The organism is Shewanella sp. GXUN23E (assembly GCF_050865035.1).
In the GTDB taxonomy this organism is placed as follows: Bacteria; Pseudomonadota; Gammaproteobacteria; order Enterobacterales; family Shewanellaceae; genus Shewanella.
This window is the reverse complement of record NZ_JBOZWP010000013.1, coordinates 50,255-69,717: the sequence shown is the minus strand read 5'-3', so window position 1 is coordinate 69,717 and position 19,463 is coordinate 50,255. Positions and strand designations below refer to the sequence as shown.

Sequence of the window (19,463 nt, the reverse complement as noted above, 5' to 3'; positions counted from 1 at the left end):
ATGAAGAAAACCGACTTATCTCAGGGATAAGCCGGTTTTTTCAGGTCTGTGACAACGGGTGGGGGTAAACGGCACCGGGAATCATTGCTCTTCTTTGATATCTTCTATGTCAGGGGAGGCGACCGGCGGATATCGCCCTGGGCTAAAGTACGCCCCGGCGCATCTGATCACGCTCGATAGACTCAAACAATGCCTGAAAGTTGCCTTCCCCAAATCCCAGATTATTTTTGCGCTGGATGATTTCGATAAAGATCGGTCCAAACAGATTCTGGGTGAAAATCTGCAGTAGATAACCGGAATCATCACCATCAACCAGAATTTGATGATGTTTGATGCGTTCTCTGTCTTCCGTCACCTGAGGGACTTTGTCGAATATGGTGTCATAGTACTCGGGAATAATGTCCAGAGTACGGATGCCAGTGCCTTCCATCGCGTCCAGTGAAGCAATGATATCGCGACTGCGAAATGCCAGATGCTGCACGCCAGGACCATTGTATTCACGCAGATACTCGTCGATTTGGTTTTTGTCATCTCCTTTGCCTTCGTTGATGGGAATACAGAAGCTGCCATCGGGAGAGCGCAGGGCGTAGGACAGCAGGGCGGTCTGTACGCCACTGATGTCGAAATAACGTACCTCGGTAAAACCGAAAATTTCTTTGTAGAATTTGGCCCAGTGATCCATGGTGCCTTTGTAGACATTGTTGGTCAGGTGGTCCACTTCCATAAAGCCTTTGTCGGCGACAATGACAGGGGAAGCCAGATCTTCAAAATCCGTAACATAGATACTGTGGTCGGCCCCGAAACTGTCAATGAAATAAATCAGGCTGTCGCCGATGCCATAGATGGCCGGATACGGCATGTCTTTATGGCAGTCCTGCGCGGCTTTGGCTCCCCGGGCGATGGCCGTATCGAAGGCAAACCGGGCATCCTCAACCCGCCAGCCCATGGAGCAGATTGCCGGGCCATGGCGTTTGGCAAACTCAGCGCTGAATCCAGCACGCTCGCGATTCAGCAGAAAGTTGATATCGTTCTGCCGGTAATAGTAGATTTCTTTATCTTTGGCTTTTTTCAACATGGAAAAGCCAAAGTCGATAAATACCTGGTGCATAAAATCCGTATCTGGTGTGGCAAATTCGGTAAATTCTATGCCCATCAGTCCCAGTGGATTTTGTTCGCTTGCCATGGTCTGTTCCTCTTTCAATGGGTTGCCGGCTCTGTTGGCCGTTTCAAATGGGTCTGCCGGGTTGAGCCGGCAAATTAGTCTTCCAGCCAGGAGCGGTTGTAGTCGTCGCTCATGGTTTGCTTAACGTTGTCAGTCAATTTCAGCGGGGCGAAGGTGTCCACCATGACGGCGTATTCATAGGTTTCCTTTTTACCGATAGATGCCTCGGTTTTGCCCGGCTGCGGTCCATGCGGTACCCCTTTTTGATGCAGGGTCAGGTAGCCCGCTTCAATGCCTTTGCGGCTCATAAAGTCGCCGTCGACGTAATACAACACTTCATCACTGTCGATATTGCTGTGGTAATAGGGGGCAGGGATCGCCTGCGGATGGAAGTCATACAGGCGAGGCACAAAGTTGCAGATCACGAAGTTGTGAGCGGTAAACAGCAGATGATCTGAAGGCGGCAGGTGGATTTTGCCAACCTTGGGGGCGTACTCCTGGATATTGAATGCCCAGGGGTAAACACAGCCATCCCAACCGACCAAATCGAAAGGGTGCCACTGCAACATGAGTTGCTGGTATCTGTCACCGAATTTGCTGATCAGCGGAAAATGGCCTTTTTCAACGATGGCCGGTTGCAATTGGGGAACCCGGATGTCCCGTTCACAGTAAGGAGCTGATTCGAGCAACTGACCATATTCATTACGGAAGTGTTTGGGGACTTCCACCATGGAGAAGGCTTCGATAACGAACAGACGGACATTGTCCAGGCTGTCAAACCTCAATTGATAAGTGGTACCGCGGGGGATAACCAGATAGTCCCAGCGATTGACCTCCAGCACACCGTATTCGCTGTACAGTTTGCCGCTGCCTTCGTGCACAAAAATGACTTCATCGGCATAAGCATTACGATAAAAACACTTGGTGTCTTCGGTCACCCTTGCGGTGTACATCGCCACGTCATTATTGAAAAACAGTTTATTGCGGGCAGTGAAAAAATTACCGTCGCGATCTGCCTTGCGGGAGTCCAGTTTGTAGTTCTGGATCAGGCTGTCTTGCCAATGCTCTCCGTGCGTCACCGACAGCGCCGACACGTCCAGGGCTTTGGTCGGCATGTTGTGGTGATATTTGTTGGAATAGATGTTGGCAAAACCATGGGTTGAGAACAGCTCTTCGCGGTACAGCTCACCATTGGGCTTTTCAAATGCAATGTGCCGTTTGGAGGGGACTTGTCCCTGCATGACGTAAAATGGCATAGCGGTATTCCTTATCCAGCGCCGTTGGCCCTCGTTCAGAGCATTCCGGAACGGGGCTGCTGTTAATGTGATCTGTTTAACAATTTAGTTGTCGGCAGCAACAAAAAAAAGAATAATAAATCCATCAACATCATCTATTTTTCAGATGGTAACGTTGGTGTTACAGTGCTGTTCCACATTGGATGAATGCCGTATGGCGCCAGGCGCTGTTGGCAGGGGCATGGTGGATAGAGTGTCATGCCAGCGTGACAGGGAGCAGGGATGAAAATCGACATAGAGAGCTTCAAAGTACTGCAGGTTTTGGTGGAGTGCGGCAGCTTCGCCGGAGCTGCAGAGCAGCTGCACAAGGCCCAGTCGGCTATCAGCTATCAGGTAAAAAAGCTGGAGCAACATCTGGGGGTAACCCTGTTTTGTCGGGACAGCTATCGGGCGCAGTTGACTCCGGAGGGCAAGGCCATTCTGGCTGAGGGACAAAAGCTGCTGGCACAAATGGCCAATATAGAGCACCTGGCGCAGAGCTACAGCGAGGGCTGGGAGCCCAGGCTTGAGCTGGTTATTGATGGGGCACTGCCAATGGAGCCAATACTGATTGCGCTCAAGCGTATGGCCGAGCACAGGGTGCCCACCAAAATTCAGTTGTCGGTAGAGTTCCTCGGCGGGGTTCAGCACAGGTTTGAACGGGATAAGGCCAATGTGATGCTGGTAAAGGATTTCCGCCCTGCGCCTCACTATCAGGTCACGCTTTTACCGGATATTACCAGTTTGCTGGTGGTTTCACCGGCTCACCGACTGGCGGGGATGAAAGCCGTGCAACTGCATGAGCTGCGCCAGCACGTTGAACTGACGATTGAAGACTCCTCGCCGGCGCCACTCTATCAGGATGAGATGCAGTTTGGTGGCGACAAGGTGTTTTATCTGTCGGGCTTTATTATGAAAAAAAGCGCATTGCTGAAAGGTCTGGGATTCGGCTGGATGCCCGATTATCTGGTCGGCGATGAGCTGGCTGCCGGTGAGTTGGTGATGGTGGATTTTGCCGCTGGCAACCGCTTTACCTTCACGCCCAAACTGGTTTCAGGCAGCGAGCGTCCACTGGGAAGAGCCGGGCAACTCTTTACCCAGCTGATCCTGGAGGAATTCAGTCGCCCGGGCCTGCCCGGAGAGGCCCTGCGTTAATCCAGTACTTGCCTGTTGATGCTGCTGCGGCGCTGAGGTGAGCTTCAGACGCCTGCCATTCTGAGGATCTGCTGCCATTGCGGCTCTGTCACCGGCTGAATGCTGAGACGGCTGCGATTGACCAGCGCCATCTGGCTCAAATCCGGACAGGCTTTGATTTGCTCAAGCGTCACCGGTGTGGGCAGACGGCTGACAAAGCGAATGTCTATCAGCTGCCAGCGGGGATTATCTGGTGAGGATTTGGGATCAAAGTATGTTGATTCTGGATTGAATGCTGAAAAATCGGCGTAGGGTGCACTGGCCACCTCAGCAATACCAACAACGGCAGGGACTTTGCAGCTGGAGTGGTAAAACAGAATTTGGTCACCAATCTGCATGCTGTCGCGCATATAGTTGCGTGCCTGATAATTGCGGATGCCGGTCCAGGGCTCTGTGCCGACCCGTTGCAGATCATCAATGCTGAACTCATCGGGCTCAGATTTCATCAGCCAGTAATTCATCGCTTTCCTTAAGTTGTGTTCGGTTGTCAGGCAAGGTCTTTGGGTCGCGCTCTATATTGGCCGGTAAGTCCTGCCCGCAGGTTGTCATGGCGTTTACCGGCTATTATCGCCTAATTTCCTGACATTTTGACAAGCCCTTGATCAACCCTCAGACCTTAGCCTTTGGTCTTAGAGAGCGGTTTATTCCTTGTGGCCTTCCGGTGGGATTGGGTAAGGTCACAGGACGCGTCTCCCGGCGTTGGGGATGCCAGAAGATAATAACAAGCAAGGAGGCGATATGTCTGACAACAGGACAAGCAATCAACGAAATTCATTACCTCTGACCACCAGTCTATACCGGGGGGACACAGAGCGGCCGTTAATTCAGCAAACCATTGGCAGTTATCTGGAAGATATCGCATCACGCTACGGTGATAACCCAGCAGTGGTGATGCATCATCAGAATATACGCTGGAACTATCGCCGTTATCTGCAGGAGATAGATCGACTGGCAACAGGCCTGCTGGCATTGGGTATTGGTCAGGGTGATCGGGTCGGCATCTGGTCGCCCAACAATATTGAGTGGTGTCTGACACAATTTGCCACTGCCCGTATTGGCGCCATCATGGTGTGTATCAACCCGGCTTACCGGCCAGAGGAGCTGGAATATGCCCTCAATAACGTAGGATGTCGGGCGCTTATTACCCATGACAAATTCAAATCCAGTGATTATCTGGCCATGTTGGCGGAGCTGGCGCCTGAGCTGGCTTTCTGCGAGCCTGGCAAGTTGCAGGCAAACAGGCTACCAGAGCTGCGCTGCGTGATCCGTACCGGCACCGGGAAAACCGCCGGTATGTTTAATTTCCCCGATGTGTGCCAATTGGGTGGCGAAGCCGAATTGGCCCGGTTGCAGCAAATCGGTACACAACTGCGGGCGGATGATGCGATTAATATTCAATTTACCTCAGGTACCACGGGTAATCCCAAAGGGGCGACCCTGACTCATCACAACATTCTTAATAACGGCCTGCTGGTTGCCGATGCCATGGGGTTTGACGCCAGTGACCGACTCTGTATTCCGGTTCCCCTGTACCATTGTTTCGGTATGGTACTTGGCAATCTGGTGTGTATCGCCAAGGGCGCCACTGCCGTATTTCCCGGCGATGCATTTGACCCGGCCACCACGCTGGCAGTGGTCGAGCAGGAGCGCTGCACGGCGCTGCATGGAGTGCCAACTATGTTTATCGCAGAGTTGGAACTGCCTGATTTCAATCAATATGATTTGAGCAGCCTGCGCACCGGCGTGATGGCAGGGGCCACCTGTCCGGAAGAAGTGATGAAGCGGGTACAGAATCTGATGCACATGAAGGAGGTGGTAATTGGATATGGCCAGACCGAGTGCAGTCCTATCAATAATATGACTGAACGGGAATCATCCCTTGAAAAACAGGTTACTACGGTAGGCAGAGCCTTACCTCATACCGACGTCAAGATTGTTGATGAGTTTGGTGAACTGCTGCCTGTTGGGCATCCCGGTGAGGTGTGCAGTCGCGGTTACTGCATTATGCAGGGGTACTGGAATGATCCGGATAAAACCAGGGCGACGATAGATATCGAGGGGTGGTTACATTCCGGTGATCTGGGCGTTATGGATGCCGAAGGGTATGTGCAGATTGTCGGGCGGATTAAAGACATGATTATCCGCGGCGGCGAAAATATTTATCCCCGTGAGATTGAAGAAAAACTTTATACCCATAGCGATATTCAGGATGCTGCGGTATTTGGTGTGCAGAATGACAGGTATGGGGAGGAGGTATGCGCATGGATCAAGGTGCGTCCCGGCAGTCGCGTGACTGAAGCGGACATTCGCGAGTTTCTGTCGCAAAAGCTGGCTTACTTTAAGGTGCCAAAATACATCAAATTTGTTGAACAATATCCGATGACAGTGACGGGCAAGATCCAGAAGTTTCGTATGCGGGAACTGATGAATGAAGAACTGCATTCAGAAGAAGTCGTATCGTAAATCCTGGCGGGGTGAACGCCCTTTAATCACAGCGATTTCCGATAATGATAAAAGCGCCGCATTTGCGGCGCTTTTTCTGGATTATTCAGCCACGAAAGGCTGGGGACGTGGAGTCTGATGATTTGACGGTGGCAGAATGGGCAGAGTGATTTTTGGCTGCTCACCGGTCAGTGACTTAAGGAACGCCACCATCTGGGCTGTTTGTTTCGGATCCAATGCCTGACCCAACTGAACATCGGCCATCACGTTAACGGCATCTTCCAGCGTCCATACACTGCCGTCATGGAAGTATGGATAGGTCAGTTCAATATTACGCAGCGTTGGCACTTTAAATACGTACTTGTCTGCATCCCTGCCGGTAACGGCCTTGCGGCCTTCTGCCGGGTTGTTGGTATGGAAAGGTTTTACCAGACCCATCTTCATGTACATGGTGCCGCCTGCGGCTGGACCTGAGTGACAGCTGACACAACCTTTGTCTTTGAACAGCTGATAGCCGGCTTTGGCATCGGCGCTAATGGCTTGCTGATCACCCTTAAGATATTGATCAAATGGGCTGTTGGGGGTCACCAGAGTCTTCTCAAAAGCGGCAATCGCATCGGTGATGCGGTCGATATCGACTTTGCTGTCACCGTACACTTCTGTAAACATGGCGCGATAGGCTGGCATGGAAGCGACGGTATCGACGGCCAGCTCATGGGTGAAGCCCATTTCTTTGGGGTTGGCGATAGGGCCTCCGGCCTGCTCTTTGAGGTCTTTGGCACGACCATCCCAGAATTGCGCCAGCATATAGTCCGCATTCAGCACGGTAGGTGCGTTGATGGGACCCTGTTGCCATTGATCACCAATAGAGGTTGGAATGGCATCCACACCGCCAATCGACAGGTTATGGCATGAGTTACAGGAGATAAATCCTGACTTTGACAGGCGTGGTTCAAAGTACAGCATCTTGCCCAGTTCAACTTTTTCAGGCTCGGTGATCTTGGCAGGTTCAATCACCTGAATAGGTTCAGCCAGTGCCGGCACACTCAGTGCAATACTCATACATAGGGTGGACAATGTGAATGGTTTCATCGTTAGCTTCCTTGATGGCCTTGTACTTTGTAAGGTTTTTCAGGAAGTGTAATCTTGATTTAACTTATTGAAAAAACGAATGTTTAGATTGCCGCTATCGCAGCCTTTGATTGCTTTTGTGTGAAGTGTATCGCAGCGTTTGTTGGAATATGCTGATAGGAATAGTGAATTATTCCACCGGAGTCTGTAAGATGAGTCGGCAAGTGTGATTCAGGTCACTGGCCGTGACCCATTTAAACAGCGTCTATCACCATTACTAATCGATTTATGTCACTGTTCCCAGGACGCTGAGTATCATCCAATAATTCCAAGAGCTTTATCATTTCAGCAAACCGCTGAATTCATCCTGTAAAAACAATTGAGTAACACTTGCTGACTATACTGATGAGATATTGTCCGTTATCGCAACATCACGATGGCCCGGGAAAGTGGGCGCGGGAGGAAAAGATGCGACGAACAAGTTACCTGCAAGCAGTACTGTTATTGTTGTTATTGCTGAATCCATTGAGTTTGCGTGCAGATACGCTGTACCTGACCGCAGTGTACTGGCCACCCTATGCCGGTCCGAATCTGACCGAGCAGGGGGCGGTGGTATATGTTGTTAAAAAGGCCCTGGCAAATATGGGGCATGAGTTGAAAGTGGACTTTTATGGTGCCAGCCGAGCACAGAAGCTGGCAGCAAAACCGGGTGGAAAGTATCTGGGGATGTTGCCGGTTTATGAGTATCAGACCGATGAGCTGGTGTTTTCCCGACCGGTTGCAACCAGTCCAATTGGTTTGGTGGAAATGAAGCTGCATCCGTTAAGCTGGCTCGAGTTGGAGGATCTGCAGGCATATACCCTGGGCGTTGGGGAGCAGGTGCTGGCGATGCCAGAGTTGGCGCCCTGGTTTACCAATAAGCGCCAGCCGGTGCGTGAGGCCAGTTCAGATCAACAGAATTTGCGGATGGTGGCCACTGCCAGAGTGGATGCGGCGGTGATGGATATGAATTCAGTGAAGTATTTGCTGCAGACCAACAGTGTGCCAGGCATTGAAGACAAGCTGCAACCCGGTCGTCGCCTGTTGGCGCAGCCTCATTTGTTCGTGGCATTGCAGCGCTCTGACGAAGGGCGGCGCTGGCTGGAGATCCTCAACACGGGGTTGTCTGGTATGGATACCGCTGTGACCTTAGCAGAGTACTGGCAACAGCTTCGCGCCAAATAGTACTGTTGTCTGCCATTTGAAGCATACAAAAACAGCAGACCAGGTCTGCTGTTTTTCATGATGAAACCATCCTGGTTTCTGCGGTATAGCAAGTATCAGGCTCTGGCGACCACAGTTTGGCCTATGGGCATCAAACTCAGCATAGCCAGTTTCAGATGCTGCAGGCCAAACGGAATACCGATAATAGAGAGGAAACAGCCCACGGCCAGTGTTAAGTGTCCAATTCCCAGCCACAGTCCGAATAACAGGAACCAAATGATATTGCCAACAGTTCCGGCTGTACCCGTACCTATATCTTCACGGCCGGTGACTGATTCACGATTGGCTATGTCCTGACCAAAAGGCCAGAAGGTCAGCTCTCCAATCACAAAACAGGCTCGGCCAAAGGGGATCCCGATGATGCTGATAAAGCACAGCAGTCCGGCCAGCCACCATGCAAGCCCCATCACCAGCCCACCGGTAATCAGCCACAGAACATTGAGGATCAGGCGAATCAACGACATATAGAATATTCCTGCAAATAAAGAGAGTTACCCATTCTAAGCAGATACTATGCCAATTTTTAATTCATTGATATTTAAATAAAAATAATTTAGCAGCTGATGGGTGATGAGGTATTTCCCTGAATGTTGGGGAATTTGACCACCCTATTACTGCCATTTCCCTCACAAGCTTCTGGTCCCTTCAGCGCTTGATGTCTGGCAACTGATGGTTGACATTGGTGTCAGGCGCTGCAGGTTTTTCCGCTCATTCTCATTGATATCAATCCCGGCTTATTTCCGGCAGTCACAGACGTCATCGTTGGTTTACTGTGCGCGATGTCAGTCGCAGATGAAAAAGCCCGTATTGCGAGAAGCTGACGGCTGAGGAATGGGGTAAATAGGCTGATAATAAGTCCTGGCAGTTGGTATGGTGTATCGCTTACGGCACTGTGAATGCTCTGATGCGAGCGAAGGAATGAAGTGTGACAGGCGCGCCAATGTGCGTGCATGTGCTCACCTCGGCCATACAATTGATATAAACTTGGCGTTTTTTCCTCGGATGATGAGTCATGTTGTTGATCAACTCGCCCATCGAGCAGCATGAGCTGTTTGGTTTTCCCGTATTTATCAAGCGTGATGATCTGTTACATCAGGCCTTTGGCGGAAATAAAGCGCGTAAATTTGCGGCGCTGCTGGAGATGGACTTCAGTGAAATTGATACCCTGATTGGGTACGGTTCGGCTCAGGCCAACTCCCTTTATACCATGGCGGCACTGGCGCAGTTGAAAGGCTGTCAGCTGGAGTTTTATGTTGATCATATCAGTGACTGGTTGGCTGCTCATCCCAGTGGCAACTATCGCGGTGCTCTGGCACTGGGAGCCCGGGTGGTTCCGGTTGATCAACAGAGTGACAGAGGTGAGCTGAGCGTCGCTGACTATATTGAACAAAAAATACTGCCAGCGCGAACGCGGGCGATATTTGTTCCTGAAGGGGGACGCTGCGCGCTTGCGGCCAGCGGTGTTGAGCAGTTGGCGAAAGAGCTGGCTGATTGGCGCTCGACGCAGGAGTACCAACATGTGAAAGTTATTTTGCCAGCGGGCACAGGTACCACGGCACTGTTTCTGTCCCGCTATTTCCATCGCAATCATCTGGACCTGCAAGTCATTACTGTGCCCGCAGTGGGGGGAATCGATTATCTGCAAAGCCAGTTTACTGAACTGGAGGCGGATGCGTCCTGTCATCCACGAATTGTTGACTTTGGCCGGAAATACCATTTTGGCAAGCTGTATCGGGAATTTGCCGAAATATGGCTGCAGGCGCGAAGCCGCGAGCTGGACTTTGAACTGCTGTATGACCCACTGGGGTTAATGGCGCTCAAACACATTCGGCAGCAAGATCCGCAAGCTTGCCTGATGTACATCCATCAGGGGGGGATTTTGGGCAATGAGACCATGTTGGCCAGATATCGGCGCAAATATCCGGGTCTGTGTTTGCCCTGAGATATTTACTGGTCAGGCTCATCTGCGCATCGCAGATGTGGTCCTGACCGGCTATTGAGAGTACTGCATATTGGGAGGTTAACACTCGCCCCGAGTAATGGTGAAGCAGGGCCGTGATGAGAGTGTCTTTCTGTTAGCGTTGGTTAGGATTAAGCAACCATTTCATGAACTTCAGCGCTTCGGTACGCTTTGAGAAGGTTTGCTTGTTTTTTCCCTGCTTGTCTGTAAACGCGATGGAATTCTTGTTGATAGAAATTGCATCTACCGGAAAACAAACATTAATTTCATAGTTATCTACTTTGTATGACATGGTCACACTCCTTTCTTGTCCTTTTTCGCCTCAGAGGCGAACAAATAGGTTCAATAAACAAATCCTCAGCTTCGTCACCCACGAAGCAGCGATGTTGAGTTCAGGGGAAGAAACGTAATGGCTGGTTGGCCAGAGCGCCTCTTCCAAGCATTGACCCCAAAAACCATTTCAGCAAGTCAACCATATCCAGATGACGGTTATGTGAAGGCCTGAGATTTGGAGTTTTGGCGGGAGAAGTCCCGAAAAGGTCAATCCTGGCGAGATGTCGGGTGGTGAAGAACTACCCGACAAAAGCTATATTATCTATGGTTTTGGGATTGTCAATTCTGTTTCATCAACAATAATGGCGATCCTCCCGGACCGCCGCTGTCAGCGTCAATAGATTAATTCGCCAATAGGATTCAAAAGCTTACTTATCCCTTTGGTGAAGTAGAGCGGTGCATCCACCAGGGTGTAGCACAGGCAACCTGAAGCCGTTCTTGGGGCATGTTCATGCTCACTGCTCATCACGATAAAGTCGCCGGGTTGATAGTTGCTATACTCGTCACTGAACTCTCCGGCCAGCAACAGCGTCACCTCCTGACCTTTGTGAGTGTGAGCCGGGATCTCTCCTCCGGCAGCAATGTGCAGTAAGCTGGCTCGGGCACGATTTTCACCGGTTGCCAACCGCAGCCGATTGACTTTCCCTATACCTTTCCAGTTGTCCTGCAGTTGATGACGAAATACCCGCGGCAAGCTGTAGGTGTCACCGCCTATTGCTATCTGGGGTGACAGAACTGGTGTTGACTCTATTGCCGGTTCCATGGCGGTAATGCCTGTCAGCATGGTGACTGCGTCAAATTCACTTAACTCCGTTGCGCCAAAGGGAGCGACATCAAAGAGTTCTTGGGCGAATTTATCACTCAGCTGAGCGGTACGGGCTTTGCAAACCTCGCACAATTCACAGTGGGCGGCGACTGCGGTCGTCAGTGCCAGCGGCAGCTCGCCGGCGACGTGGGCCTGAAGCAGGGCATCACTGGGGTGGAAATTAATCATGATGTTTCTCCAGGTAGCTTCGTAACTTTTCCAAACCCAATCTCAAGCGTGATTTAACTGTGCCAATGGGGATCCCCAGGCGTTCTGCAAGCTCCTGTTGGCTGAGTTCCTGCAGGTAGACGCCCTGAACCACCTGCCGCTGCAACAGCGGCAACTTATCCATATTTTTAAGCAGCTTTTCTGACAGCATATGATCGCCCAGACCATCGCCACTGTCGCAGTCTTCAAACAAAGGCCAGATGTCATCCCCGTAGGCGTCTTCACGGTTGTGCTGAACCCGGCGCAGCATGTCAAAACACTGATTACGCATGATGGTGAACACCCAGGTGCTGACTGCGCCTTTCTCACCGTTGAACAGATGTGCTTTGGTCCACACTGTGGTCATGGTTTCCTGCAACAAGTCCAGCGCAAGACCTTGCTGACCGAGGCGTTGTACTCCAAATGCCCTGATCTTTGGGGCAAAATGTTTAAAGAGCAGGGCGAATGCCTGTTTGTCTCTGTGACAGGCTACCTGTTCCAGCAGTTGCAGTAACTGCTCAGCCTGTAACCCTGATGCTTCCGCTTCCATAATGATCCCTGTCGAGCAACAACTGCTCTGATGGTAGCTGGACTTTGCACCCCATGTCGTGACTTTTTCCATGTGTCTGTCCGGTTTTCACTGATGAGAGTCGGTACGCATTGAATGCCGGTGTGGATCATTCCTGAAACAGGGTTCTTATAAATTCCAGTGCTCTGTGATGATCGTCTGCGGCGATGCAGGTTTGCTTATCTTTGGCACTGACGGGAATGATTTCCAGCCAGCGCTGACACAACCAACTCAAATCCATAAAGTCACTGTTGTTGTAATGCTGCAGCTGGGCGGGAAGTTGTTTGAGTAACTCGCGCAGCGTGTCACCCAGCCGTACATCGATTTCAGGCAGGCGAGTCGCCGGCCACTGGGGCAGCAGCGAGACAGTGCCACGCCGCAAACCGTCATTTTCAGTGGTCATGCTATTGATGATAAATCTCTGCTCGCCACGCACAGTGATGCCGAGCATGCCATCCTGCAATCGTTCGAAGTCGGTTATATAACAATGGGTACCAAAGGTAAGCACTTGTTTGCCGTCGTCAGACAGCATGCACAGGCCAAAGCCAGCATTATGGGTCAGCGATTCGCTGACCAATCGCTGGTATCTGGGCTCAAAAATGCGAAGCTGGGTATAACCACCCGGCAATAAACAGATTCTCAGTGGAAACAGGGGAAGCTGCATAGACACCTCGATGAAACTTTTGTCCCGCTCAATACGTATGTTTTACTGGCAATGATCACTGGTTGCACTGCTGGAGACAAAGCAATGAAATTGAATCACTTCGAAAAAAGCATAATCAGTCATCCGTTGAGGCTATGGGTGCAGGCGCGTATTGAAGCGCCGCTGTCGCTGTCGATGTTTCCGGCCGGGCCAGGCAATATAGAGTCGGCGCTCGAGATTGGCTGTGGTTTTGGACAGGGTGTTGAATTGATTAAACGTCATCTTGGGGGACGACGTATCGTTGCCATCGATCTGGATGAGGAGCAAGTGGCTTTTGTGAGCCGTAAATACATCAATGACCCCGGGATTGAAGTGCTGATGGCCGATGCGACGGCTCTGCCATTTGCCGATAATCGGTTCGATCTGGTGTGCAACTTTGCCGTTTTCCATCATATTGTCGATTGGCAGCATGCTGTTGCGGAAGTATTCCGGGTATTGCGTCCGGGTGGATATTTTCTGCTGGAAGATTTGTATCGATTGGCCATCTGCAATCCACTGAGCCGCAGGCTGTTTGAGCATCCACAGGTAAACCGCTTTAATCATCAGCAATTGCTCAGCGGGTTGGCATCAGCCGGGTTTGTGTTGATAAAGGAGCGGTGTCTGCTGGATTTAACCGGCGTCATTCTGGTGCAGAAACCCGTCAGGGACTGATTAACCGGTTACTTATCCCAGATTTTGCTATCTTTAGAACAAACAACATTTTGCCGGACACTGGAATGCTCCTGCGGTGTAATTTTGACCGCCCATTTTGAATTTCCTGTCGCCAAAGGGCGTAATCTGGCCACAATGTCGCTATAATTGCTTAAAAATCATATCGGTTGAGTACAGGTTGTTCGAACCTGCCGCGCATGGGATAGCATATGTCAAAAGTATTGGAAACCGTCGATCAGAGAACCCAGCTGGTAGGTGAAAACCGCCTTGAGTTGCTGCTGTTTCGGGTAAATACATCCCAGCTGTTTGCAATCAACGTATTTAAAGTGCGTGAGGTCGTAAAGCTGCCAAGGTTGAATCAAATGCCCGGGAGTCACTCACATATTTGTGGCGTTGCCAACATTCGTGGCCAGTCGATCCCCGTTATCAACCTGAAAGGCGCTATCGGTTTTAAACCGATGGAACTGACCTCTGAGTCCAATCTCATTATCACTGAGTACAATCGTTCCATTCAGGGTTTTTTGGTAGGACAGGTCGAGCACATAGTCAATCTGACTTGGAATGATATTTTGCCACCGCCCAAGTCATCCGGTGCCAATAACTATCTCACGGCGATTACCCGGCTGCAGCATGGTGACCGCATTGATCTGGTGTCCATTATTGATGTGGAAAAAGTGCTGGCAGAAATTATTGACTACGACACCGAAGTTTCCAAAGAGTTGCTGGAGTCCGAAGTGACGGCGAGAATGGCTGGTACTCATGTGCTGGTGGCCGATGACTCAGGTACAGCCAGGCGTCAGGTAAAGGATGTGCTTGAGCCATTAGGGGTGAAGATCACTACGGTCAATGATGGTCTGGATGCTTACAAGTTGCTCAAGCAATGGGCTGAAGAGGGCAAGGTTGACAGTGAGCATCTGCTGATGCTGATCACCGATGCGGAAATGCCTGAGATGGACGGGTACAAGCTGACCCATGAGATCCGTCAGGATCCGTTGCTCAAACATCTTTATGTGGTGCTCAATACGTCGCTGTCCGGCAGTTTTAATAACGCCATGGCGGAGAAAGTTGGCTGTAACCGCTTTATCTCCAAGTTCCAGCCAGACATGTTGGTAACACTGGTGCAGGAGCGTATTCAAATGGTGGAAGCGGGTGACGCTTAAGCTGCGTCATTCAATGGGGATGAACAGACTGATGCGGAAACAGAGTGATTGTGTACTGGCTGAGCTCCCGCGTCATTCGAGCGAAAACAATGAAGAAATAACAATAAACCCCGAGCTGTATTAACGTCCAGGCTTAAGTCCAGGCCGCAGTACTGCCGGTCAAGCCCCTAGCGTGCGTCTTCTGCCAGTTCTCTCAGTACCCGCTGTTTATCCCGCGCACCTGAGGTACGATACAGTCTAGCGAGTTTGAGTGCGTAGCCGAAACGCGGCTGGCCCAACAAATTAATCAGCGACGTGAAAAACTCCCGGTCCAATCCATACAGCGCCTGATAATAATCTCTTGCTTTGCCTACACTGCCGAAAGACAAGCCATTGAAGGCAAACAGAGTGGCTCTATGCTCATCCAGCGCAATGCCATCCAGACTGAGCGGCCAGGGGCTGAAGTTCACTCTGTCTCTGGCGATTTCATACATCATCCAGCCACTTTCCCGGAACCCGGATAAAATCCGGCAGGAGAATCCTGATGCCTCAAGTTCTTCGCGGGTCCAGTTGTCGCCTATGGCCAGGTGTTTGGCATAGCGTTTGATGAGGGCATCTTTGACGCCGCTAAGGCATTCCCATACCGAAGTGGCGGGAGCTTTTACCGCCAGAGCATGGCACTCAGTGCAGCAGGGCAACTTAAGTGATGGGTGAGGGCTGTTTTTACCGGCTTTGAAGTTGAAGCTGGTACTGCCAGGTTCGCCACAGAACCAGCATAAATGTCGGTATTCAAACGGAATATCAATTACTGACATAACAAAAGGGCTGCAGTGGCAGCCCTCACAGGTCAATAACCCTGATTATTTGCTTTCTTCTTCGATATCGGCCAGCTCCTGGGCCAGCTCAATGGGATCCAGCTCAGGGCATTCGTTCTCGCCGTCCCAGTCGATGCCGACCAGCACGCCGTCATCGTTGAAATCAGATACCCAATATTCCAGAAAATCCATCAGTGGGATAGCGGCTGGCTGATAGTTGGCCCACTCATCGCTGCAGTGAGCTTTGGCTTTGTCTTCAGAAGACCAAAGAGGCATCACATCAGTGTCTTCAAACTCCACAGAGTCACAGACAACCCAACCCTCACCGGTCTCGTCCTGCAGGCCCCAAACACACTGGCTGTCTTTGACGTTTTCAATAAATGCTGCCAGAGCAGGCGTTAAATCAGACATGCTTATCCCCTTTGGTTTATTTGCCCCGGCATTATAGCGTGTCCTGCCTGTTCAGGGTCAATGAAATCCGGGTTACAAAGGGCACCATTTTGCGTCTGATTGGTCAAATTTAAGCAAAACAGCCTTGTTCCCCCCAAATCTTGATTGTTATCCCGGTCACATTGGGTCAGGATGAAACACAATTCAACAGGAGTCAGCTGTCTGGCGTGTCAGACAGATAAGTACGGAGTCGCGGAATTGAAGAAGTACCATTCGCTTTTCGCGCTGATGCTGGTGGCCAGTGGCGCCGCAGCAGAGGCGTTGCCGTCACTGGATAAGGCCGGATTTGACCAGTGTCTGCAGGAGTTACAGCAAAAAGCCCGCACCGAAGGTATCGATGAAATCATCATCAGCGGCACCTTGGGCAAATTAACTATGGTCGAACGGGTGATTGAGCTTGATCGCAAACAACCGGAATTTACCCAGACTTTTGCCGGCTATTTCAATAAGCGGGTGACTGACTGGCGGGTAGAGCAGGGCCGCAAACTGCTGAAAGAGCACAGGCCACTGCTGGATAAACTGACCAGAGAATATGGCGTGCCGCCTCAGTATCTGGTGGCCTTCTGGGGTATGGAAACCAACTTCGGTGGTTACAAAGGCAAGATGCCGGTGCTCGATTCGCTGGCGACGTTGGCCTGTGACCACAGACGCAGCAGTTATTTCACCCAGGAATTGATGCAGGCGCTGAAACTCAAGCAAAAATATGGTTTCAGTAATGAGCAGATGGTGGGCTCCTGGGCAGGCGCCATGGGGCATACCCAGTTTATGCCAACGGCCTATGCCAGTTACGCGGTGGACGGCGATGGCGATGGCAAAGCCGATTTGTGGAACAGCACTGACGACGCACTGTCATCGGCGGCACATTTTCTGCAGCAGCTTGGCTGGCAGCGCAATGAGCGCTGGGGCCGGGAAGTGGTATTGCCCGGCGGATTTGATTACGCCCATCTGACCGACGGCAAAACCCGCTCACTCAAACAGTGGGGGGAACTGGGGTTGACCCAGGCCAATGGCGGTAGACTGCCTGCGCTGGACATGCAGGCGACCTTGCACTTGCCGGCCGGGGCCGCAGGTCCGGCATTTCTGACCTATGGTAATTTTGATGTGATGATGCGCTGGAACCGCAGTGTATTTTACGCCCTGTCGGTGGGGCACCTGGCGGACCGTATTATCGGCGCCGGCGCTTTGAAGGTCGCGCCGCCTGAGCAAACGCCATTATCGCGCGATACCCTCAAGCAGTTGCAGGCAAAACTCAATGATTTGGGGTATGAGGTGGGCAAACCTGATGGTATCCTCGGCCCGAAATCCATTGCCGGTCTGCGGGCATATCAGCTCAGTCAGGGACTGGTGGCCGATGGTTTTCCACAGCCACAAACCCTCGAGAAGCTGGGCATTCTTTGATACAACTCAGTCAGTGACACTGAAGGTTAAACATGACAGTACAAGACAACATGGTGGTGCAGTTCCACTACACGCTGAAAGATGAACAAGGTGACGTGCTGGAGTCCAATATCGGACTGGAGCCAGTCGCTTATCTGCACGGCCACGATAACATGATGCCAGGTATTGAAAAGGCGCTGGAAGGTAAGGCGGTGGGCGACAAACTGTCAGTGACTCCGGATCCGGTCGATACCTATGGTGAAGTGATTGAAAACGCCGTGCAGCGGGTGCCGGTTAAGCACCTGATGGGCGCCAAAGTGTGGAAGCCTGGTATGGCGGCTATGGTGCATACCGATCAGGGGCAGCGTCAGGTGACTGTGGTCAAGGTCGGCAAGTTTATGGCGGACATTGACATTAACCATCCGCTGGCAGGCCGGGCACTGACGTTCGATCTGGAAGTGACGGGTATTCGCGAAGCTACAGATGAAGAGATCGCCCATGGTCATGCCCATGGTGTGGGCGGCCATCACCACGGCTAAGTAGGGTAATTACTACATTAGGTAAAGTGCCAGGCCCGGTGAATGCCGGGCTTTTTGCTGTCGATAAGCCATCGGCAGCGCGGAGAGTCGATGATTATTCAATTCAGTCAGGGCCGGTTAATTCTGACGCCCTTTGAAATCCAGGTACGCCTCAATGCTCCCGGCGTCATGCTGCAGGCCATGGTGGAAGATATCAAACTGCACCGGGATGTGCTGGTACTGAGCGCTGATGCCGGCGCGGTCAGGTGGAGCCTGAAGCTGGACCATGTGCAGCAGGCGGATGAGCTTATCGGGTTTCTCGGCGAGCAGATCCTGCTGTAGGTGCAGCAGGACCTGTCCACTTTTTACGTCAGTTATCAACTATCTATCCCGCCTGCCATGGGGAGTTAAGTAGTTAATTTCAGGCCCTATGGGTACGATTCGGGTCGGATTGATTTGCCCGTGGCTGAAGTAATAGTGCTGCTTGATATGTTCAAAGTTCACTGTCTGCGCGATACCCGGTTGCTGGTACAGATCCCTTAGGTAACCGGAGATTGCCGGATAGTCCTCAATACGTTGTCTGTTGGTTTTGAAGTGACCCACATACACGGCATCAAATCGGATAAGCGTGGTAAATAAACGCCAGTCGGCTTCCGTGATGCGGTTGCCGGTTAAATACCTGAGTGAACTCAGTCTTGTTTCCAGCTGATCCAGTGCATTAAACACAGCATCAAATGCCTGCTCGTAGGCGCTTTGGCTGGTGGCAAAACCTGCGCGATATACGCCGTTATTGATATTGGGGTAGATCCACCCATTGAGCTCGTCTATCCGGGTGCGCAGATCGACAGGATAAAAGTCCAGGGTATTGCCTGTTATGTCATCAAACGCGCTATTGAACATGCGGATAATTTCAGATGATTCATTGCTGACTATGGTTTGGGTTTGTTTATCCCACAGCACAGGCACTGTGACCCGTCCAGAGTAGTCTGACGCCGCCTGCTGGTAGAGCTGATACAGGTAATCCAGGCCGTACAGCGGATCAGGTTCAGCGCCATCAATATGCTGCGCCATGTCGCTTTGCGCCGGACCGGCAAATTCCCAGCCGTTTGCCAGCATATGGGGCTCAACCACAGTCACCCCAATATGGTCAGTCAGCCCTTTCAACTGGCGGAAGATAAGCGTCCTGTGCGCCCAGGGGCAGGCCAGTGACACATACAGGTGATAGCGACCGGACTGCGCCGCAAATCCCGGTTGGCCGTCGGGCCCCGGGCTGCCGTCCGCTGTCAGCCAGTTGCGGAATCTGGCTTCTTCCCTGACAAACTTACCGCCGCTTTTGTTGGTGTCGTACCACTGATCGACCCATTGCCCATTTTGCAGTAATCCCATGCTGTGCTCTCCTCTGTTAAGGCCATTGTGAACACAGGTTCAGGTGTGGTAAATAGCGAAATTTCGACAAACTTATTCGCTTTTTGCTGATACGGATGAATTTGCGTATGCTTGCAACTCTTTGTGAAGTACAGATTTTCAGGAG

At 51.4% G+C, this 19,463-nt stretch carries 21 protein-coding genes; 9 read left to right on the top strand and 12 right to left on the bottom strand.

What is annotated here, in order from left to right; translation table 11 throughout:
* Positions 1-142: 142 nt before the first annotated feature.
* Together hppD and ACRRUX_RS12650 are read right to left on the bottom strand one after the other, a co-directional pair.
* On the bottom strand, positions 143-1,183 hold the full coding sequence (gene hppD, locus ACRRUX_RS12655; protein WP_432530827.1) for a 4-hydroxyphenylpyruvate dioxygenase: 1,041 nt from the start codon (positions 1,181-1,183) through the stop codon (positions 143-145).
* 74 nt (positions 1,184-1,257) lie between these two features.
* On the bottom strand, positions 1,258-2,418 hold the full coding sequence (locus ACRRUX_RS12650) for a homogentisate 1,2-dioxygenase (protein ID WP_432530825.1): 1,161 nt from the start codon (positions 2,416-2,418) through the stop codon (positions 1,258-1,260).
* A gap of 261 nt (positions 2,419-2,679) precedes the next feature.
* On the opposite strand from ACRRUX_RS12650, the gene ACRRUX_RS12645 reads away from it, so the two are divergent.
* Entirely contained in the window at positions 2,680-3,591 is a 912-nt protein-coding gene (locus tag ACRRUX_RS12645) for a LysR family transcriptional regulator (protein WP_432530823.1), read from the top strand.
* Positions 3,592-3,635: 44 nt separating this feature from the next.
* On the opposite strand, the gene ACRRUX_RS12640 is transcribed toward ACRRUX_RS12645, so the two are convergent.
* Positions 3,636-4,091, bottom strand: coding sequence for an EVE domain-containing protein (locus ACRRUX_RS12640; protein ID WP_432530820.1), 456 nt, complete (start codon positions 4,089-4,091; stop codon positions 3,636-3,638).
* Positions 4,092-4,368: 277 nt separating this feature from the next.
* On the opposite strand from ACRRUX_RS12640, the gene ACRRUX_RS12635 reads away from it, so the two are divergent.
* Positions 4,369-6,093 carry an AMP-binding protein gene (locus ACRRUX_RS12635; protein WP_432530818.1) on the top strand — a complete coding sequence of 575 codons (1,725 nt, stop codon included), beginning with the start codon at positions 4,369-4,371 and terminating at the stop codon, positions 6,091-6,093.
* An 81-nt stretch (positions 6,094-6,174) separates the two neighbouring features.
* Here ACRRUX_RS12635 and ACRRUX_RS12630 read toward each other — a convergent pair whose 3' ends face one another.
* Positions 6,175-7,164, bottom strand: coding sequence for a cytochrome-c peroxidase (locus tag ACRRUX_RS12630; protein WP_432530817.1), 990 nt, complete (start codon positions 7,162-7,164; stop codon positions 6,175-6,177).
* 447 nt (positions 7,165-7,611) lie between these two features.
* Between ACRRUX_RS12630 and ACRRUX_RS12625 the strand changes: the two genes are divergently transcribed.
* Positions 7,612-8,367 carry a substrate-binding periplasmic protein gene (locus ACRRUX_RS12625; RefSeq protein ID WP_432530816.1) on the top strand — a complete coding sequence of 252 codons (756 nt, stop codon included), beginning with the start codon at positions 7,612-7,614 and terminating at the stop codon, positions 8,365-8,367.
* Between the two features lie 95 nt (positions 8,368-8,462).
* Here the strand turns inward: ACRRUX_RS12625 and ACRRUX_RS12620 are convergent, their stop codons facing one another.
* Positions 8,463-8,870 carry a YccF domain-containing protein gene (locus tag ACRRUX_RS12620; RefSeq protein ID WP_432530815.1) on the bottom strand — a complete coding sequence of 136 codons (408 nt, stop codon included), beginning with the start codon at positions 8,868-8,870 and terminating at the stop codon, positions 8,463-8,465.
* A 548-nt stretch (positions 8,871-9,418) separates the two neighbouring features.
* Between ACRRUX_RS12620 and ACRRUX_RS12615 the strand changes: the two genes are divergently transcribed.
* Positions 9,419-10,348 (top strand): pyridoxal-phosphate dependent enzyme, encoded by a 930-nt coding sequence (locus ACRRUX_RS12615; RefSeq protein WP_432530813.1) that lies wholly within the window; start codon positions 9,419-9,421, stop codon positions 10,346-10,348.
* Positions 10,349-10,481: 133 nt separating this feature from the next.
* On the opposite strand, the gene ACRRUX_RS12610 is transcribed toward ACRRUX_RS12615, so the two are convergent.
* The 4 genes from ACRRUX_RS12610 to ACRRUX_RS12595 form a co-directional block, all read right to left on the bottom strand.
* Entirely contained in the window at positions 10,482-10,658 is a 177-nt protein-coding gene (locus tag ACRRUX_RS12610) for a hypothetical protein (RefSeq protein WP_432530810.1), read from the bottom strand.
* 375 nt (positions 10,659-11,033) lie between these two features.
* A complete protein-coding gene (locus ACRRUX_RS12605; RefSeq protein ID WP_432530808.1) occupies positions 11,034-11,693 on the bottom strand; it encodes a ChrR family anti-sigma-E factor in 660 nt (219 codons plus the stop codon).
* Positions 11,686-12,261 (bottom strand): sigma-70 family RNA polymerase sigma factor, encoded by a 576-nt coding sequence (locus ACRRUX_RS12600; RefSeq protein ID WP_432530806.1) that lies wholly within the window; start codon positions 12,259-12,261, stop codon positions 11,686-11,688. The genes ACRRUX_RS12605 and ACRRUX_RS12600 overlap by 8 nt, the downstream gene beginning before the upstream one ends.
* Positions 12,262-12,388: 127 nt before the next feature.
* Positions 12,389-12,943 (bottom strand): LON peptidase substrate-binding domain-containing protein, encoded by a 555-nt coding sequence (locus ACRRUX_RS12595; RefSeq protein ID WP_432530804.1) that lies wholly within the window; start codon positions 12,941-12,943, stop codon positions 12,389-12,391.
* Between the two features lie 84 nt (positions 12,944-13,027).
* Here ACRRUX_RS12595 and ACRRUX_RS12590 point away from each other — a divergent pair, with 84 nt between their 5' ends.
* Positions 13,028-13,633: a class I SAM-dependent methyltransferase gene (locus ACRRUX_RS12590; RefSeq protein WP_432530802.1), complete on the top strand. Its 606-nt coding sequence runs from the start codon at positions 13,028-13,030 to the stop codon at positions 13,631-13,633.
* Between the two features lie 209 nt (positions 13,634-13,842).
* A complete protein-coding gene (locus ACRRUX_RS12585) occupies positions 13,843-14,793 on the top strand; it encodes a chemotaxis protein CheV (protein WP_432530800.1) in 951 nt (316 codons plus the stop codon).
* Between the two features lie 167 nt (positions 14,794-14,960).
* On the opposite strand, the gene ACRRUX_RS12580 is transcribed toward ACRRUX_RS12585, so the two are convergent.
* Both ACRRUX_RS12580 and ACRRUX_RS12575 read right to left on the bottom strand, forming a co-directional pair.
* Positions 14,961-15,587, bottom strand: a complete 627-nt coding sequence (locus ACRRUX_RS12580) for a hypothetical protein (RefSeq protein ID WP_432530798.1) — start codon at positions 15,585-15,587, stop codon at positions 14,961-14,963.
* A 45-nt stretch (positions 15,588-15,632) separates the two neighbouring features.
* Positions 15,633-15,998, bottom strand: coding sequence for a DUF2750 domain-containing protein (locus ACRRUX_RS12575; protein WP_432530796.1), 366 nt, complete (start codon positions 15,996-15,998; stop codon positions 15,633-15,635).
* Positions 15,999-16,265: 267 nt separating this feature from the next.
* Here ACRRUX_RS12575 and ACRRUX_RS12570 point away from each other — a divergent pair, with 267 nt between their 5' ends.
* The 3 genes from ACRRUX_RS12570 to ACRRUX_RS12560 all read left to right on the top strand — a co-directional run bounded on the left by ACRRUX_RS12570 (position 16,266) and on the right by ACRRUX_RS12560 (position 18,274).
* Positions 16,266-17,435 (top strand): lytic murein transglycosylase, encoded by a 1,170-nt coding sequence (locus ACRRUX_RS12570; RefSeq protein ID WP_432530897.1) that lies wholly within the window; start codon positions 16,266-16,268, stop codon positions 17,433-17,435.
* A gap of 32 nt (positions 17,436-17,467) precedes the next feature.
* Positions 17,468-17,953: an FKBP-type peptidyl-prolyl cis-trans isomerase gene (locus tag ACRRUX_RS12565; RefSeq protein ID WP_432530794.1), complete on the top strand. Its 486-nt coding sequence runs from the start codon at positions 17,468-17,470 to the stop codon at positions 17,951-17,953.
* 90 nt (positions 17,954-18,043) lie between these two features.
* The gene (locus ACRRUX_RS12560; protein WP_432530792.1) at positions 18,044-18,274 is read left to right on the top strand and encodes a DUF3389 family protein; all 231 of its coding nucleotides are present in this window, start codon (positions 18,044-18,046) and stop codon (positions 18,272-18,274) included.
* 39 nt (positions 18,275-18,313) lie between these two features.
* Here the strand turns inward: ACRRUX_RS12560 and ACRRUX_RS12555 are convergent, their stop codons facing one another.
* Complete coding sequence (locus tag ACRRUX_RS12555; RefSeq protein WP_432530790.1) at positions 18,314-19,318, bottom strand: glutathione S-transferase family protein; 1,005 nt, start codon at positions 19,316-19,318, stop codon at positions 18,314-18,316.
* Positions 19,319-19,463 lie beyond the last annotated feature (145 nt).

Bases quoted from the DNA above. Each gene is read 5' to 3' on its own strand.
- ACRRUX_RS12585 (WP_432530800.1), top strand. From the start codon at position 13,843: ATGTCAAAAGTATTGGAAACCGTCGATCAGAGAACCCAGCTGGTAGGT.
- ACRRUX_RS12610 (WP_432530810.1), bottom strand. From the start codon at position 10,658: ATGTCATACAAAGTAGATAACTATGAAATTAATGTTTGTTTTCCGGTA.
- ACRRUX_RS12595 (WP_432530804.1), bottom strand. From the start codon at position 12,943: ATGCAGCTTCCCCTGTTTCCACTGAGAATCTGTTTATTGCCGGGTGGT.
- ACRRUX_RS12605 (WP_432530808.1), bottom strand. From the start codon at position 11,693: ATGATTAATTTCCACCCCAGTGATGCCCTGCTTCAGGCCCACGTCGCC.
- ACRRUX_RS12570 (WP_432530897.1), top strand. From the start codon at position 16,266: ATGCTGGTGGCCAGTGGCGCCGCAGCAGAGGCGTTGCCGTCACTGGAT.
- ACRRUX_RS12630 (WP_432530817.1), bottom strand. From the start codon at position 7,164: ATGAAACCATTCACATTGTCCACCCTATGTATGAGTATTGCACTGAGT.
- ACRRUX_RS12650 (WP_432530825.1), bottom strand. From the start codon at position 2,418: ATGCCATTTTACGTCATGCAGGGACAAGTCCCCTCCAAACGGCACATT.
- ACRRUX_RS12640 (WP_432530820.1), bottom strand. From the start codon at position 4,091: ATGAATTACTGGCTGATGAAATCTGAGCCCGATGAGTTCAGCATTGAT.
- ACRRUX_RS12635 (WP_432530818.1), top strand. From the start codon at position 4,369: ATGTCTGACAACAGGACAAGCAATCAACGAAATTCATTACCTCTGACC.
- ACRRUX_RS12555 (WP_432530790.1), bottom strand. From the start codon at position 19,318: ATGGGATTACTGCAAAATGGGCAATGGGTCGATCAGTGGTACGACACC.
- ACRRUX_RS12625 (WP_432530816.1), top strand. From the start codon at position 7,612: ATGCGACGAACAAGTTACCTGCAAGCAGTACTGTTATTGTTGTTATTG.
- ACRRUX_RS12560 (WP_432530792.1), top strand. From the start codon at position 18,044: ATGATTATTCAATTCAGTCAGGGCCGGTTAATTCTGACGCCCTTTGAA.
- ACRRUX_RS12620 (WP_432530815.1), bottom strand. From the start codon at position 8,870: ATGTCGTTGATTCGCCTGATCCTCAATGTTCTGTGGCTGATTACCGGT.
- hppD (WP_432530827.1), bottom strand. From the start codon at position 1,183: ATGGCAAGCGAACAAAATCCACTGGGACTGATGGGCATAGAATTTACC.
- ACRRUX_RS12580 (WP_432530798.1), bottom strand. From the start codon at position 15,587: ATGTCAGTAATTGATATTCCGTTTGAATACCGACATTTATGCTGGTTC.
- ACRRUX_RS12565 (WP_432530794.1), top strand. From the start codon at position 17,468: ATGACAGTACAAGACAACATGGTGGTGCAGTTCCACTACACGCTGAAA.
- ACRRUX_RS12615 (WP_432530813.1), top strand. From the start codon at position 9,419: ATGTTGTTGATCAACTCGCCCATCGAGCAGCATGAGCTGTTTGGTTTT.
- ACRRUX_RS12575 (WP_432530796.1), bottom strand. From the start codon at position 15,998: ATGTCTGATTTAACGCCTGCTCTGGCAGCATTTATTGAAAACGTCAAA.
- ACRRUX_RS12600 (WP_432530806.1), bottom strand. From the start codon at position 12,261: ATGGAAGCGGAAGCATCAGGGTTACAGGCTGAGCAGTTACTGCAACTG.
- ACRRUX_RS12590 (WP_432530802.1), top strand. From the start codon at position 13,028: ATGAAATTGAATCACTTCGAAAAAAGCATAATCAGTCATCCGTTGAGG.
- ACRRUX_RS12645 (WP_432530823.1), top strand. From the start codon at position 2,680: ATGAAAATCGACATAGAGAGCTTCAAAGTACTGCAGGTTTTGGTGGAG.